This window comes from Citrobacter sp. XT1-2-2, assembly GCF_023516235.1.
Lineage (GTDB): Bacteria > Pseudomonadota > Gammaproteobacteria > Enterobacterales > Enterobacteriaceae > Citrobacter > Citrobacter werkmanii.
In genome coordinates this window covers 3,721,094-3,735,453 of the sequence record NZ_CP097324.1, presented here as the reverse complement: position 1 = coordinate 3,735,453, position 14,360 = coordinate 3,721,094, and the positions used below count along the sequence as shown (strand labels likewise).

At 54.0% G+C, this 14,360-nt stretch carries 15 protein-coding genes and 1 pseudogene; 10 read left to right on the top strand and 6 right to left on the bottom strand.

The annotated features are described in order from the left end of the window. The first annotated feature begins 12 nt into the window (after positions 1-12). From secD to M4I31_RS17875, 4 genes are all read left to right on the top strand, one after another. A complete protein-coding gene (gene secD / locus M4I31_RS17890; RefSeq protein ID WP_071888113.1) occupies positions 13-1,860 on the top strand; it encodes a protein translocase subunit SecD in 1,848 nt (615 codons plus the stop codon). A 10-nt stretch (positions 1,861-1,870) separates the two neighbouring features. Beyond that, a complete protein-coding gene (gene secF / locus M4I31_RS17885) occupies positions 1,871-2,842 on the top strand; it encodes a protein translocase subunit SecF (protein ID WP_038638190.1) in 972 nt (323 codons plus the stop codon). Positions 2,843-3,020: 178 nt separating this feature from the next. Continuing rightward, positions 3,021-3,386: a VOC family protein gene (locus M4I31_RS17880; RefSeq protein WP_085047645.1), complete on the top strand. Its 366-nt coding sequence runs from the start codon at positions 3,021-3,023 to the stop codon at positions 3,384-3,386. Positions 3,387-3,409: 23 nt separating this feature from the next. Next, entirely contained in the window at positions 3,410-4,102 is a 693-nt protein-coding gene (locus M4I31_RS17875; RefSeq protein WP_069323952.1) for a YafY family protein, read from the top strand. Positions 4,103-4,146: 44 nt separating this feature from the next. Here M4I31_RS17875 and M4I31_RS17870 read toward each other — a convergent pair whose 3' ends face one another. Next, positions 4,147-5,010, bottom strand: coding sequence for a nucleoside-specific channel-forming protein Tsx (locus M4I31_RS17870; RefSeq protein WP_003021561.1), 864 nt, complete (start codon positions 5,008-5,010; stop codon positions 4,147-4,149). Between the two features lie 298 nt (positions 5,011-5,308). Beyond that, entirely contained in the window at positions 5,309-5,848 is a 540-nt protein-coding gene (locus M4I31_RS17865; RefSeq protein ID WP_069323953.1) for a DUF3251 domain-containing protein, read from the bottom strand. A gap of 154 nt (positions 5,849-6,002) precedes the next feature. Here M4I31_RS17865 and nrdR point away from each other — a divergent pair, with 154 nt between their 5' ends. The 6 genes and pseudogenes from nrdR (at position 6,003) to pgpA (ending at position 10,107) form a co-directional block, all read left to right on the top strand. Then, positions 6,003-6,452, top strand: a complete 450-nt coding sequence (gene nrdR / locus M4I31_RS17860) for a transcriptional regulator NrdR (protein ID WP_016152032.1) — start codon at positions 6,003-6,005, stop codon at positions 6,450-6,452. A gap of 3 nt (positions 6,453-6,455) precedes the next feature. Then, positions 6,456-7,559, top strand: a complete 1,104-nt coding sequence (gene ribD, locus M4I31_RS17855; RefSeq protein ID WP_038638204.1) for a bifunctional diaminohydroxyphosphoribosylaminopyrimidine deaminase/5-amino-6-(5-phosphoribosylamino)uracil reductase RibD — start codon at positions 6,456-6,458, stop codon at positions 7,557-7,559. A 90-nt stretch (positions 7,560-7,649) separates the two neighbouring features. Continuing rightward, positions 7,650-8,120: a 6,7-dimethyl-8-ribityllumazine synthase gene (gene ribE, locus M4I31_RS17850; protein ID WP_003021575.1), complete on the top strand. Its 471-nt coding sequence runs from the start codon at positions 7,650-7,652 to the stop codon at positions 8,118-8,120. 19 nt (positions 8,121-8,139) lie between these two features. Then, positions 8,140-8,559, top strand: coding sequence for a transcription antitermination factor NusB (gene nusB / locus M4I31_RS17845; protein ID WP_000801129.1), 420 nt, complete (start codon positions 8,140-8,142; stop codon positions 8,557-8,559). 75 nt (positions 8,560-8,634) lie between these two features. Beyond that, a pseudogene (thiL, locus tag M4I31_RS17840) lies at positions 8,635-9,611 on the top strand (thiamine-phosphate kinase). Next, positions 9,589-10,107: a phosphatidylglycerophosphatase A gene (gene pgpA / locus M4I31_RS17835; RefSeq protein ID WP_038638206.1), complete on the top strand. Its 519-nt coding sequence runs from the start codon at positions 9,589-9,591 to the stop codon at positions 10,105-10,107. Before thiL ends, pgpA begins: the two are co-directional and overlap by 23 nt. Positions 10,108-10,164: 57 nt before the next feature. Here the strand turns inward: pgpA and yajO are convergent, their stop codons facing one another. The 4 genes from yajO to xseB are packed head-to-tail and all read right to left on the bottom strand — an operon-like array spanning position 10,165 to position 14,225. Beyond that, the gene (yajO, locus tag M4I31_RS17830; RefSeq protein WP_085047644.1) at positions 10,165-11,139 is read right to left on the bottom strand and encodes a 1-deoxyxylulose-5-phosphate synthase YajO; all 975 of its coding nucleotides are present in this window, start codon (positions 11,137-11,139) and stop codon (positions 10,165-10,167) included. Positions 11,140-11,195: 56 nt separating this feature from the next. Then, positions 11,196-13,058, bottom strand: a complete 1,863-nt coding sequence (dxs, locus tag M4I31_RS17825; RefSeq protein ID WP_085047643.1) for a 1-deoxy-D-xylulose-5-phosphate synthase — start codon at positions 13,056-13,058, stop codon at positions 11,196-11,198. A gap of 24 nt (positions 13,059-13,082) precedes the next feature. Then, positions 13,083-13,982: a (2E,6E)-farnesyl diphosphate synthase gene (gene ispA / locus M4I31_RS17820; RefSeq protein WP_038638213.1), complete on the bottom strand. Its 900-nt coding sequence runs from the start codon at positions 13,980-13,982 to the stop codon at positions 13,083-13,085. Next, positions 13,983-14,225 (bottom strand): exodeoxyribonuclease VII small subunit, encoded by a 243-nt coding sequence (gene xseB, locus M4I31_RS17815; protein WP_038638224.1) that lies wholly within the window; start codon positions 14,223-14,225, stop codon positions 13,983-13,985. Between the last annotated feature and the right edge of the window lie 135 nt (positions 14,226-14,360).

The window sequence follows — 14,360 nt, the reverse complement described above, 5'->3', positions numbered from 1 at the left end:
AAGGGAACTGCCGTGTTAAACCGTTATCCTTTGTGGAAGTACATTATGCTGGTCGTCGTGATTGTCGTCGGCCTGCTTTACGCACTTCCCAACCTGTATGGTGAGGATCCGGCTGTTCAAATCACTGGCGTGCGCGGTGCCGCCGCCAGTGAGCAAACGCTGATCCAGGTCCAGAAAACGTTACAAGAAGATAAAATCACACCTAAGTCTGTGGCTCTGGAAGAGGGTGCTATTCTTGCGCGCTTCGACTCCACTGATACCCAACTGCGCGCACGTGAAGTGCTGATGGGCGTGCTGGGCGATCAATACGTCGTGGCGCTTAACCTTGCTCCGGCAACCCCGCGCTGGCTGGCAGCCATTCACGCAGAACCGATGAAACTCGGTCTTGACCTGCGTGGCGGCGTTCACTTCCTGATGGAAGTGGATATGGACACCGCGCTGAGTAAGTTGCAGGAACAAAATATCGATAGCCTGCGCAGCGATCTGCGTGAAAAAGGCATTCCTTATACTACCGTTCGTAAAGAAGATAACTACGGCCTGAGCATCACCTTCCGTGACAGCAGCGCCCGTGATGAAGCTATCTCTTATCTGAGCAAGCGTCACCAGGATCTGGTTATTTCCAGCCAGGGCAGCAATGCTCTGCGTGCGGTGATGACCGATGCGCGACTGAGTGAAGCCCGTGAATACGCGGTACAGCAGAACATCAATATTCTGCGTAATCGTGTGAACCAGTTGGGTGTTGCTGAGCCGGTGGTACAACGTCAGGGCGCTGACCGTATTGTCGTCGAACTGCCGGGTATTCAGGATACCGCGCGCGCGAAAGAAATTCTGGGCGCAACCGCGACGCTGGAATTCCGCCTGGTAAACACCAACGTTGACCAGTCTGCTGCGGCATCCGGGCGCGTGCCGGGTGATTCGGAAGTGAAACAGTCTCGTGAAGGTCAGCCGGTTGTGCTGTACAAACGCGTGATCCTGACTGGTGACCATATCACCGATTCCACTTCCAGCCAGGACGAATACAATCAGCCGCAGGTTAACATCTCGCTGGATAGCGCGGGTGGTAACATCATGTCCAACTTCACCAAGGACAACATCGGTAAGCCGATGGCGACCCTGTTTGTGGAGTACAAAGACAGCGGTAAGAAAGATGCCAACGGTCGCGCCGTGCTGGTGAAACAGGAAGAGGTGATTAACATCGCCAACATCCAGTCTCGCCTGGGTAACAGCTTCCGTATCACCGGTATCAACAACCCGAACGAAGCGCGTCAGCTTTCTCTGCTGTTACGTGCCGGTGCGTTGATCGCGCCGATTCAGATTGTTGAAGAACGTACCATCGGCCCAACCCTGGGTATGCAGAACATCAAACAGGGTCTGGAAGCCTGTCTGGCCGGTCTGGTGGTGTCTATCCTGTTCATGATCTTCTTCTATAAGAAGTTCGGCCTGATTGCGACCAGCGCGCTGATCGCTAACCTGGTGCTGATTGTCGGCATTATGTCGCTGTTGCCGGGAGCTACGCTGAGTATGCCGGGGATTGCGGGGATCGTCTTAACCCTTGCCGTCGCGGTCGATGCTAACGTACTGATCAACGAACGTATCAAAGAAGAGTTGAGTAACGGTCGTTCGGTGCAGCAGGCCATCAATGAAGGTTATGCGGGCGCATTTAGCTCCATCTTCGATGCGAACATTACGACGCTGATTAAGGTCATTATCCTGTACGCAGTCGGCACCGGGGCAATTAAAGGGTTCGCGATTACTACCGGTATTGGGGTAGCGACGTCGATGTTTACCGCAATTGTCGGTACACGTGCCATCGTAAACCTGTTGTATGGCGGCAAGCGCGTCAAAAAGCTGTCAATCTGAGGAGTGCGAAGTGGCACAGGAATATACTGTTGAACAATTGAACCACGGCCGTAAAGTCTGGGACTTTATGCGCTGGGACTACTGGGCTTTCGGCATTTCAGGTTTTCTGCTGATCGCGGCCATCGTGATTATGGGCGTGCGCGGCTTTAACTGGGGTCTCGATTTCACCGGTGGTACGGTCATTGAAATCACGCTGGAAAAACCAGCTGAAATGGACGTGATGCGCGATGCGCTGGAGAAAGCGGGCTTTGTTGATCCGCTTCTGCAAAACTTCGGCAGCAGCCACGACATTATGGTGCGTATGCCGCCAACTGAAGGCGCAGACGGCGGTCAGGTGCTGGGTAGCAAAGTGTTGAGTGTGATTAATGAATCCACCAACCAAAACGCCGCGGTGAAACGAATTGAATTCGTGGGGCCGAGCGTGGGTGCAGACCTGGCGCAAACCGGTGCGATGGCGCTGATGGCGGCGCTGATCTCAATCCTGGTGTACGTCGGTTTCCGCTTTGAGTGGCGACTGGCTGCAGGGGTAGTTATCGCGCTGGCGCACGACGTAATCATCACACTTGGGATCCTGTCGTTGTTCCATATCGAGATTGACCTGACTATCGTCGCATCGCTGATGTCGGTAATCGGTTACTCGCTGAACGACAGTATCGTCGTCTCTGACCGTATTCGTGAAAACTTCCGCAAAATTCGTCGCGGTACGCCTTACGAAATCTTTAACGTGTCATTGACGCAGACGCTGCACCGTACGTTGATTACGTCCGGTACGACGTTGATGGTTATTCTGATGCTTTTCCTGTTCGGTGGTCCGGTACTGGAAGGCTTCTCGCTGACCATGCTTATCGGTGTTTCCATCGGTACCGCGTCTTCTATCTACGTGGCATCGGCGCTGGCGCTGAAGCTGGGTATGAAGCGTGAGCATATGCTGCAGCAGAAGGTCGAGAAAGAAGGGGCGGATCAACCGTCGATTCTGCCTTAAGCGACGCAGAGCGTGTGAAGCGTAAGAACTGGAATCCCGATCGCAAGGTCGGGATTTTTTTTGCTTGTGCTTTAGCGGCTGAGCATTATCTTTTTCTGTCGCCACACTACTGACAGTATGCTGTCAGTAGCCCTGTCTTATAGTCCTTCTGAGATTACCCACACAGGCAGGAGGAAGTATGAACAACGTAATTAACTGGTTTGAAATTCCCGTGGCACAAATGGAGCGCGCCATCGCTTTTTATGAGCCAGTGATGCAGGTTTCTTTGCGTCGGGAGAATATGGACTGCGCCGAGCTGGCCGTATTCCCGCATCAGGATCCCGCTCCTGGCGGGGCGTTGGCTAAATTTGACGGTATTTCGCCTTCAGCGCAGGGCGCTATTATTTATCTGCATACGGACAATTTGTCTGCCACGCTTGAACGCGTCGCCACCGCTGGCGGTCAATGCGTGTTTGGCCCGCTCGAACTGGGGCAGGACATTGGTACGATTGCGCTATTTACTGACAGTGAAGGCAATCGTGTTGGTTTACATCAACCCGCGTAATATTTTCAGGCCAGAGGATTAAAATGAGTAGACGCGCCGACCGTTTGTTTCAGATTGTACAAATCCTGCGTGGCAGGCGAGTGACAACGGCGGCGCTGCTGGCAGAACGTCTTGACGTTTCTGAACGGACGATTTATCGCGATATCCGCGATCTCTCTTTATCCGGCGTGCCCATTGAAGGCGAAGTGGGCAGCGGATACCGCTTAATGGCCGGGTTTGATCTGCCACCGTTGATGTTAACGCATCACGAATCAGAAGCATTGATGGTCGCGATTCGGTTGCTGAAAACATGGGGCGGGGATTCTCTTTCACAGGCACTGGAGTCCGCGCAGGAAAAAGTGTTGGCGATATTGCCACCAGAGAGTCGCCGCAGGGCCGAGCAAACGCGGATTTTTGCGCCAGATTTTGGTAATCAGCCGCATTCACGCAGTGCCTTCGATCTCATACATCGCGCGGTTTCGGCGCAGCAGACGCTGGCGCTGCATTATCGAGATGAGTCCGGGAATCTCTCCTGGCGTGACGTTCAGCCGCTGGGATTATTTTTCTGGGGCGAGCACTGGCTTCTGGTTGCCTGGTGCGAGAAGCGTGACGATTATCGCTGCTTTCGCGTAGATCGCTGTCTGAAGATCACACCGCTCGACAGGCATTTTCGTGAATCGGCAGATCGCTCGCTAAGTGACTTTTTACGTAAAGTACGTTGTGAAGACCAGCCGTAAAAAAGCCAGCGGTTAAGCTGGCTTGTCTGCATAAATTGTCTGGATTAGAAGTTGTAACCTACGACCAGATAACCACCCCAACCGGTTGATTTCGCGCTGAAGTCGCCTTCGCCCCAGTTCAGGGTATCCCCACCTTTCCACTGGCCGCCGTTATGGAAATAACGCGCGACTACGGAGTAGTGCCAGTGATCGTAGTTCAGCGCCAGCACGTGGCTGGAAGCGATAGAGTTGCTGGTACGGTTAGGATCATCACCCAAATCTGAACCCCAGTCGAAGTTGGTGAAGCCAATATAGGTCAGCTGACCACCCCAAACCTGGGTGATCGGCACAAAGTATTTCACTTTGAAACGGTAACCATCCCACTCGTTTTCGTTGGATGCGCCATAGTTCTGCCACTGGTATTTAGCATACACGTTCAGGGACAGACCCATCGGCAGACCGGTGTCGATATCGGTACCCAGACCCATATACCAGGTGCTCTGGCGGCTGGCTTTGTTATCACCCATATCGTAGATGTAGTTGTTGGCGAAGTACCATTCTTTGAATGGTCCAAAGCTCAGGTCAGCACCGGTCAGCTTGTCGATGGAGAAACGCGGTTCGATTTCCATAAACAACGGAGAACCGTCAGACCAGATACCTTTGTCGTTACCGTTACCCCAGTCGAAGGTTTTCGGGATATCGATGTAGCCATAGAAATCAAACCAGTCTTTTTTGGCAAACGCTTCGTATTCCAGATACACGTCGTTGTTCAGTTTCGGAGAGAAACGGGTGTGGTAGCTGCCCACCACGTTGACGCTTTGGTGCCACCAGTCGGACAGATATTGCGGTTTGTCATTTTCTGCTGCGTTGGCAGTAAAAGACGAGGAGAGCGCCAGCACTGCACCGGCTGCAAGTAATGTTTTTTTCATATGTATGCCACTGTTTGAAATCCCTTTCGGGAGTGAAAAATGCGCAAATTGCGTTTCTAAATATTTCGTAATTCTTCGGAGCCTATTATAAAAATCATTGTTCACAAAAATATGTCTTGTTTCACAGTTCTATCATTTACGTAATCGATTGCGTTCACGTTTGCGTACTTTAGGCGGCGAATTGTACTGGCTCTGATGAATGTTGCCAAGTTTTGCCAGAAATATCGGTTATGTCAGGGGAGTAACAAAAGGGGACGAATTGATGTTGCGGAACGCACAAAACGTTCCGCAAAAAAGTTTATTGGCTAACAGGCTGTACGTCGTGAATGCGAACAAATCCCAACTGGTCGGGGGAGAGACCATTTATCTGCAACGGAATGTCTACGTCGCTGGGGGCAAGAATACTTGCCGGGGCATTGACCAGTTGATTTTGAACATTCACTTCCTGGTAATTCTCTGTAGTGCCCTGAATTTGCCCGTACTCTACGGTGGCGCTGAAGGCGGGCAAGGGCGTATTGGACTCGCCCTGAATGCGTAGCGTTAACCGTGTGCCATCGGCGTTTGGCGCAATATTCACCAGCGACATACGTAGCGTGCCGATCTGGCTTTCCAGCCGGGCAGGCGTTTTGGAGCCCGGCAACAGATAGGCGCCACTGGTCGATTTGGCATTCAACATATTTTGTTGCGTAATTTTTACCGTTTCCTGATTAAGCTGCGTCATCTCTTTATTTAGCGTGCTTACGCTTTGATGCATCTGGCGTACTTCGCTTTGCTGCGCGCAGGCGCTAAGACTAAAGAGGCTTCCCACCAGGAGAATTCTTAGGTAACGTCTTGTCATTGTGATTACTTCCTTCATTGTCGCGATAGCATAATGGTAGTGTGCACAGAGCACGAAGGCATCGATCCTTTGTCTCAAAAGCGCTGCGCCTTTGTTGTCACGCCAGTTCAGGGTAAAATAGATTTCTGTGAACCACTGAGGTACAGGACGCCGTATGCATTGCCCATTCTGTTTCGCCGTAGACACTAAGGTAATTGACTCTCGTCTTGTAGGCGAGGGCTCCTCAGTACGCCGCCGTCGGCAGTGTCTGGTCTGTAACGAACGTTTCACCACTTTTGAAGTGGCTGAACTCGTCATGCCGCGCGTTGTGAAGAGCAACGATGTGCGTGAACCCTTTAATGAAGATAAGCTGCGCAGCGGCATGCTCAGAGCGCTGGAGAAACGCCCGGTCAGCTCAGATGACGTCGAAATGGCGTTAAACCATATCAAATCACAACTGCGTGCGACTGGCGAGCGTGAGGTGCCGAGTAAGATGATCGGCAACCTGGTGATGGAGCAGTTGAAAAAGCTCGATAAAGTCGCTTACATCCGCTTTGCTTCGGTTTACCGCAGTTTCGAAGATATCAAAGAATTTGGCGAAGAGATTGCTCGCCTACAGGACTAAGCCATGCAGGATGAATTGTACATGGCGCGCGCGCTGAAGCTTGCTGCGCGCGGACGTTTCACTACTCACCCAAATCCCAACGTCGGCTGCGTGATTGTTAAGGACGGGGAGATTGTCGGTGAAGGATATCATCACCGCGCGGGCGAGCCGCATGCCGAAGTCCATGCCCTGCGCATGGCCGGAGAAAAAGCGCAAGGGGCAACCGCCTATGTGACGCTTGAGCCCTGTAGTCATCATGGCCGTACGCCGCCGTGCTGCGATGCATTGATTGCGGCGGGCGTAGCACGCGTCGTTGCCGCGATGCAGGATCCCAATCCACAGGTAGCAGGTCGTGGCCTCTACCGTTTGCAGCAGGCGGGCATTGACGTCAGCCACGGGCTGATGATGAGCGAGGTTGAGCTGCTTAATAAGGGCTTTCTCAAGCGCATGCGTACAGGATTCCCGTATCTGCAGCTTAAGCTTGGCGCATCGCTCGATGGCCGTACGGCGATGGCCAGCGGGGAAAGCCAGTGGATCACCTCGCCGCAGGCGCGCCGCGATGTGCAACGGCTGCGCGCGCAAAGCCATGCCATTTTAACCAGCAGCGCGACGGTACTGGCCGACGATCCTCAGCTTACCGTGCGCTGGTCGGAGCTTGGGGAGTCAACTCAGGCGAGTTACCCGCAGGAAAATCTGCGCCAGCCGATCCGCATTGTCCTTGATAGCCAGAATCAGGTCACGCCGGAGCACCGAATTGTGCACCAGCCGGGAGAAACCTGGATTGTCCGAACGAAAGACGATACCCGCAGTTGGCCGGAGTCGGTTCGCAGTATCAAGGTGCCGGAACATAACGGGCATGTGGATTTGGTCGTGCTGATGATGCAACTGGGTAAACAGCAAATTAACAGTATTTGGGTGGAAGCTGGCCCAACGCTTGCGGGCGCGTTATTACAGGCCGGTTTGGTGGATGAGCTAATCGTGTATGTTGCGCCTAAACTGTTAGGCAGCGATGCGCGAGGATTATGTGTGCTGCCTGGGCTTGAGAAACTGGCCGACGCCCCCCATTTCAAATTCAACGAGATACGCCAGGTGGGCCCGGACGTTTGCCTGCATTTAACCACTGCGTGAGGCTTTCTGAATTAGAGGAAGCAGCGCCCAGAATATTATGATAAAATCCGCCCCCCTTACGGGGCCATAAATCGAACCCGAAGGAAGAATATGAACATTATTGAAGCTAACGTTGCTACTCCGGACGCTCGCGTCGCCATCACCATTGCGCGTTTCAACAACTTTATCAATGACAGCCTGCTGGAAGGTGCGATCGACGCCCTGAAACGTATTGGCCAGGTTAAAGATGAAAACATTACCGTCGTTTGGGTTCCAGGCGCGTATGAGCTGCCGCTGGCGGCTGACGCGCTGGCGAAAACCGGTAAATACGATGCGGTGATTGCGTTAGGTACGGTGATCCGTGGCGGTACCGCGCACTTCGAATATGTGGCTGGCGGTGCAAGCAATGGCCTGGCGCATGTCGCGCAGGACAGTGGCATTCCGGTAGCCTTCGGTGTACTGACCACCGAAAGTATTGAACAAGCCATCGAACGTGCTGGCACGAAAGCCGGCAACAAAGGCGCAGAAGCTGCACTGACTGCGCTTGAAATGATTAATGTATTGAAAGCCATCAAGGCCTGATTTTTGTAAGGGGAAATCCGTGAAACCTGCTGCTCGTCGCCGCGCCCGTGAGTGTGCCGTCCAGGCGCTCTACTCCTGGCAGTTGTCCCAGAACGACATCGCTGATGTTGAATACCAGTTCCTGGCGGAACAGGACGTTAAAGATGTCGACGTTCTGTATTTCCGTGAGCTGCTGTCCGGGGTGGCGACTAACAGCGCGTACCTGGATGGATTAATGAAGCCTTACCTGTCTCGTCTGCTGGAAGAGCTGGGTCAGGTAGAAAAAGCCGTACTGCGTATTGCGCTGTTTGAACTGTCTAAACGTAGTGATGTGCCGTACAAAGTGGCTATCAACGAAGCGATTGAACTGGCGAAAACCTTCGGCGCCGAAGACAGCCATAAATTCGTTAACGGCGTACTGGATAAAGCAGCACCTGTGATTCGCCCCAACAAAAAGTAATCCCGAGGCCGGCGGAGAGTGGAACGTGGTTCCGCTATCCCCGGCTTTTTCTTTTTTTCTGCTGAGGCATAACGTATGGCATGCGGCGAATTTTCCCTGATTGCCCGTTATTTTGATCGCGTAAGAACGTCTCGTCTTGATGTCGAAACCGGTATTGGCGACGATTGCGCACTCCTGAACATCCCTGAAAAACAGACATTGGCGATCAGTACCGATACGCTGGTGGCAGGCAACCACTTCCTCCCCGACATTGATCCTACCGATCTGGCCTGGAAAGCCCTGGCGGTGAATTTAAGCGATCTGGCGGCGATGGGGGCCGATCCTGCGTGGTTGACGCTGGCACTGACGTTACCCGACGTTGATGAAGCCTGGCTTGAAGCTTTCAGCGATGGCCTGTTTGAACTCCTTAATTACTACGATATGCAACTGATTGGCGGTGATACCACGCGTGGGCCGCTGTCGATGACGTTGGGTATTCATGGCTACGTTCCCGTTGGGCGAGCCTTAAAACGTTCCGGGGCAAAACCGGGCGACTGGATTTATGTGACTGGCACGCCGGGCGACAGTGCGGCGGGACTGGCGATTTTGCAGGACCGACTGCAGGTGACAGAACCAAAAGATGCGGAGTATCTGCTGCAACGCCACCTGCGCCCAACTCCGCGTATTTTACAGGGACAAGCCCTGCGCGATCTGGCCAGTGCGGCTATCGATCTCTCCGACGGCCTGATTTCCGATCTGGGGCATATCGTCAATGCCAGCGGCTGCGGCGCGCGGGTTAACGTTGACGCGCTGCCATATTCCACGGCATTCGCCCAACACGTTGAGCCTGAACAGGCGCTGCGCTGGGCGCTCTCGGGGGGGAAGATTATGAGTTATGCTTTACCGTACCGGAAATCAACCGTGGCGCGCTGGACGTCGCGCTGGCACATCTCGGGACCTCGTTTACCTGCATCGGTCAGATGAGTGCGGATGTAGAAGGCGTTCACTTTACGCGCGATGGAAAACCCGTCACGTTCGACTGGAAAGGATATGACCATTTTGCCGCGCCTTAAAAAAGATGTCGCCAAAAGCCGCCTGAATATGCGTAATCCGTGGCATCTGTTAGCCACCGGTTTTGGTAGCGGGCTGAGTCCAATTATTCCTGGCACCATGGGATCGCTGGCGGCGATCCCTTTTTGGTATTTAATGACATTTCTGCCATGGCAGCTGTATTCGCTAGTGGTCATGCTGTCTATCTGTATCGGCGTTTATCTGTGTCATCAAACGGCGAAAGACATGGGCGTGCACGATCACGGCAGCATTGTCTGGGACGAATTTGTCGGTATGTGGATAACCCTGATGGCGCTACCGACCCTCGACTGGCAATGGGTTGCCGCCGGATTTGTGATTTTCCGTATTCTGGATATGTGGAAGCCGTGGCCGATTCGTTGGTTCGATCGCAATGTGCATGGCGGGACGGGGATCATGATCGACGATATTGTCGCCGGGATACTCTCTGCAGGTATTTTGTATTTTATCGGCCATCACTGGCCGATCGGTATCATTTAACGGGGTTGCCGGATAGCGGCGTAAACGCCTTATCCGGCTTACAATCTATAATCGCGCTTATTTAAATCCCACCACCGGGTGCTGTTTATACGGCGTCTCCAGCTCGGCAATTTGCTCCGGCTTCAGCGTTAAATCCACCGCATTGAGCAATTCATCCAGTTGTTCTTCACGCGATGTACCGATAATGGGCGCAGCCACGCCTGGTTTGCTCAGCAGCCATGCCAGCGCGACCTGCGCCCGCGTAACGCCCAGCTCCTCACTGATGCCAGCCAGCCGGGCGGCAATTTGCGCGTCGTTTTCATCGCTCTCGTTATATAAATTTTTACCGACTTCATCGGAAACCAGACGTGCGGTCGTTTCTCCCCACGGGCGTGTCAGGCGACCACGCGCCAGCGGACTCCACGGGATCACCGCGACACCTTCCTGATAGCAGAGCGGCAACATTTCGCGTTCTTCTTCGCGGTAGATCAAGTTGTAGTGATCCTGCATGCTGACGAACTGCGCCCAGCCGTGTTGCTTCTGCAAGGCCAGCGCCTGAGCAAACTGCGAAGCATGCATGGATGAGGCGCCGATATAGCGAGCTTTACCGGCTTTGACTACATCGTTAAGGGCTTCCAGCGTTTCCTCGATTGGCGTGTTGTAATCCCAGCGGTGAATTTGCAGGATGTCTACATAGTCCATGCCCAGGCGTCTGAGGCTGTCGTCGATTGAGCGCAGGATTTGTGCGCGGGATAATCCTTCTGCTAAATCATCCACCTGGTGAAAAACTTTGGTCGCGACCACGACATCTTCGCGGCGGGCGAAATCACGCAGCGCGCGGCCGACAATCTCTTCGCTGCTGCCAGCGGAGTAGCTGTTGGCGGTATCGAAAAAGTTAATGCCGCCCTCAAGGGCGTGTTTGATTATCGGGCGGCTGCTCTCTTCAGGCAGCGTCCAGGCGTGATTACCGCGATTGGGCTCGCCAAACGTCATGCAGCCCAGGCAAAGGCGGGAGGCCCGGAGGTCGGTTTTTCCTAAGGTGTTGTATTGCATTCATTCGCTCCTGCTTAGCGTGTTATTCATTAAGCATAGCAGGAGCGGGGAGGGGATTATGCCAGCCAGGCCTTGATTTTGGCCTCAATGCCTGCGGCATTAAGACCCAGATCGGCGCGAGCCTCATCCTGAGTGCCCTGTGGGATGAAGAAGTCAGGCAGGCCGATGTTCAGCACCGGAACGGGCTTGCGATGGGCCATCAACACTTCGTTTACGCCACTGCCTGCGCCGCCCATAATGGCGTTCTCTTCAATGGTAACCAGCACATCGTGTTGGGCCGCCATTTCGAGGATCAACGTTTCATCCAGCGGTTTCACAAAGCGCATGTCAACCAGCGTGGCGTTCAACGACTCTGCGACCTGAGCAGCTTCCGGCATCAGGGTGCCAAAGTTAAGAATCGCCACTTTTTCCCCGTGACGCTTCACGATGCCTTTACCTATTGGCAGGTGTTCCAGCGGCGTCAGCTCAACGCCCACCGCATTACCGCGTGGATAGCGCACGACCGATGGCCCGTTGTTGTAGTGATAGCCGGTAAACAGCATCTGGCGGCATTCATTCTCATCGCTCGGGGTCATAATGACCATTTCCGGGATGCAGCGCAGGAAGGAGAGATCGAACGCCCCCTGGTGGGTTTGCCCATCTGCGCCAACGATACCTGCCCGGTCAACGGCGAACAGGACCGGCAGTTTCTGGATGGCCACATCATGCAGCACCTGATCGTAGGCGCGTTGCAGGAAGGTAGAGTAAATAGCCACGACCGGCTTGTAGCCGCCAATCGCCAGACCTGCTGCAAAGGTCACTGCATGCTGCTCGGCAATCGCCACATCGAAGTAGCGGTCCGGGAACTTACGTGAGAATTCCACCATACCGGAGCCTTCGCGCATCGCCGGGGTAATCGCCATCAGCTTATTGTCTTTCGCTGCGGTCTCACATAACCAGTCCCCGAAGATTTTTGAATAGCTTGGCAGGCCGCCGCTGCTTTTCGGCAGACAGCCGCTGGATGGATCGAATTTGGGTACGGCGTGGAACGTGATCGGGTCTTTTTCCGCTGGCTCATAGCCACGACCTTTTTTGGTCATGATGTGCAGGAACTGCGGGCCTTTCAGATCGCGCATGTTCTTCAGCGTGGTGATAAGTCCCAGCACGTCGTGCCCATCCACCGGGCCGATATAGTTAAAGCCCAGCTCTTCAAACAGCGTGCCCGGCACGACCATGCCTTTAATGTGTTCTTCGGTACGTTTGAGCAGTTCTTTAATCGGCGGTACGCCGGAGAACACTTTCTTCCCGCCTTCGCGCAGCGAGGAGTAGAGTTTGCCTGAGAGTAATTGCGCCAGGTGATTGTTCAGCGCGCCGACGTTCTCTGAAATCGACATTTCGTTGTCGTTGAGGATAACCAGCATATCGGGCTTAATATCACCTGCATGGTTCATCGCTTCAAACGCCATCCCGGCGGTGATAGCGCCGTCGCCAATCACACAAACGGTACGGCGATCTTTGCCTTCTTTCTCGGCGGCAACCGCAATACCAATGCCAGCGCTAATGGACGTTGAGGAGTGCCCAACGCTCAGTACGTCATACTCGCTCTCACCGCGCCACGGGAACGGATGCAAACCGCCTTTCTGACGAATGGTGCCGATTTTATCGCGGCGGCCGGTCAGAATTTTGTGCGGATAAGCCTGATGTCCCACATCCCAGATTAACTGGTCAAACGGGGTGTTATAGACGTAGTGCAGCGCGACGGTAAGTTCCACCGTGCCCAGACCAGAGGCGAAGTGCCCGCTGGAACGGCTTACGCTGTCGAGCAAATAGCGGCGCAGTTCGTCGCAAAGCTTTGGCAGGCTCTCTTTTGGTAGCAGGCGTAACTCCTGGGTGGAGTCGACCAGCGCCAGGGTCGGGTATTTGGCTATATCAAAACTCATCGCAAGCTCATGGGATATGTTGGTTTATTTATCACGCTGGATTATATAGTCCGCTAGCGCTTCCAGTGCCGAGGTATCGAGAGACTGCGCGGCCAGCAAACTTAACGACTGGCGGGCATCTTCGATTAAATCCCGGGCTTTATTCCGGGCTTGCTCAAGACCCAGAAGTGCAGGATAGGTACTTTTGCCAAGCTGCTGGTCAGCACCCTGACGTTTACCCAATGTTGCAGTATCGCCTACCACATCCAGTATGTCATCCTGAACCTGGAAGGCCAGACCGATGCTTTCTGCGTATTTGTCGAGTATTGCCAGGCATTCCCGCCCTTTATCGCCTGCGCTTAATGCACCCAGACGCACGGCGGCACGAATCAATGCCCCGGTTTTATGGCGGTGAATACGCTCCAGCGCATCCAGCGCTACCTGATGACCTTCCGCTTCCAGATCCAGCGCCTGGCCGCCGCACATACCGGCGATACCGCTGGCCTGCGCCAGTTCAGAGATCATCGCGATGCGGTCACGGTCAGATACTTCCGGCATCGGGGCGTCGCTGATAATGGAAAACGCCAGCGTTTGCAGCGCATCTCCGGCCAGGATCGCGTTTGCCTCGCCAAATTTTACATGGCAGGTTGGCAGACCGCGGCGCAGGTCGTCGTCGTCCATCGCGGGTAAATCATCATGCATCAGCGAATAGGCATGGATGCACTCGACGGCGGCAGCGGGAGCATCAAGCGTACTCAGGCTGACGCCAAACATCTGACCGGTCGCATACACCAGGAATGGGCGCAGACGTTTACCGCCTAATAATGCGCCATATTGCATGGTTTCGACCACGGGAGTGTTCTGAAAGGGCAGTGGCGTGATAAAACGGCTCAGTGCCTGATTGGCCTGCTCAACGCAAGCCTGTAGCTGCTGCGTAAAATCCATTTACTCATTATCCGGTGTAAAAGGCGTAAGGGCGGCGTCTTCGGTGTCTGACAGCAGGATTTGTACGCGCTGTTCAGCCTGTTGCAATTTGACTTGTCCCTGACGCGCCAGTTGTACGCCACGTTCGAATTCGTTCAGCGCTTCTTCCAGCGGCAGGTCGCCGCTTTCCAGGCGGGTAACAATCTGTTCCAGCTCGCTCAGCGCTGTTTCAAAACTGGCTGGCGCTTCATTTTTCTTCGGCATAATGAATGTCTGACTCTCTGTATTGGCAGCACAAGACTATGGTAACGGACTCGCACTGATAAGCAAATAACGCGCAATGGTAAGGCGATGTGCACAGGATGACCATGATAGTGGTATACTTGCGCGCCTGGATGC

Bases quoted from the DNA above. Each gene is read 5' to 3' on its own strand.
- M4I31_RS17870 (WP_003021561.1), bottom strand. From the start codon at position 5,010: ATGAAAAAAACATTACTTGCAGCCGGTGCAGTGCTGGCGCTCTCCTCG.
- ribE (WP_003021575.1), top strand. From the start codon at position 7,650: ATGAACATTATTGAAGCTAACGTTGCTACTCCGGACGCTCGCGTCGCC.
- yajO (WP_085047644.1), bottom strand. From the start codon at position 11,139: ATGCAATACAACACCTTAGGAAAAACCGACCTCCGGGCCTCCCGCCTT.
- M4I31_RS17880 (WP_085047645.1), top strand. From the start codon at position 3,021: ATGAACAACGTAATTAACTGGTTTGAAATTCCCGTGGCACAAATGGAG.
- M4I31_RS17865 (WP_069323953.1), bottom strand. From the start codon at position 5,848: ATGACAAGACGTTACCTAAGAATTCTCCTGGTGGGAAGCCTCTTTAGT.
- pgpA (WP_038638206.1), top strand. From the start codon at position 9,589: ATGACCATTTTGCCGCGCCTTAAAAAAGATGTCGCCAAAAGCCGCCTG.
- xseB (WP_038638224.1), bottom strand. From the start codon at position 14,225: ATGCCGAAGAAAAATGAAGCGCCAGCCAGTTTTGAAACAGCGCTGAGC.
- nrdR (WP_016152032.1), top strand. From the start codon at position 6,003: ATGCATTGCCCATTCTGTTTCGCCGTAGACACTAAGGTAATTGACTCT.
- ribD (WP_038638204.1), top strand. From the start codon at position 6,456: ATGCAGGATGAATTGTACATGGCGCGCGCGCTGAAGCTTGCTGCGCGC.
- M4I31_RS17875 (WP_069323952.1), top strand. From the start codon at position 3,410: ATGAGTAGACGCGCCGACCGTTTGTTTCAGATTGTACAAATCCTGCGT.
- dxs (WP_085047643.1), bottom strand. From the start codon at position 13,058: ATGAGTTTTGATATAGCCAAATACCCGACCCTGGCGCTGGTCGACTCC.
- ispA (WP_038638213.1), bottom strand. From the start codon at position 13,982: ATGGATTTTACGCAGCAGCTACAGGCTTGCGTTGAGCAGGCCAATCAG.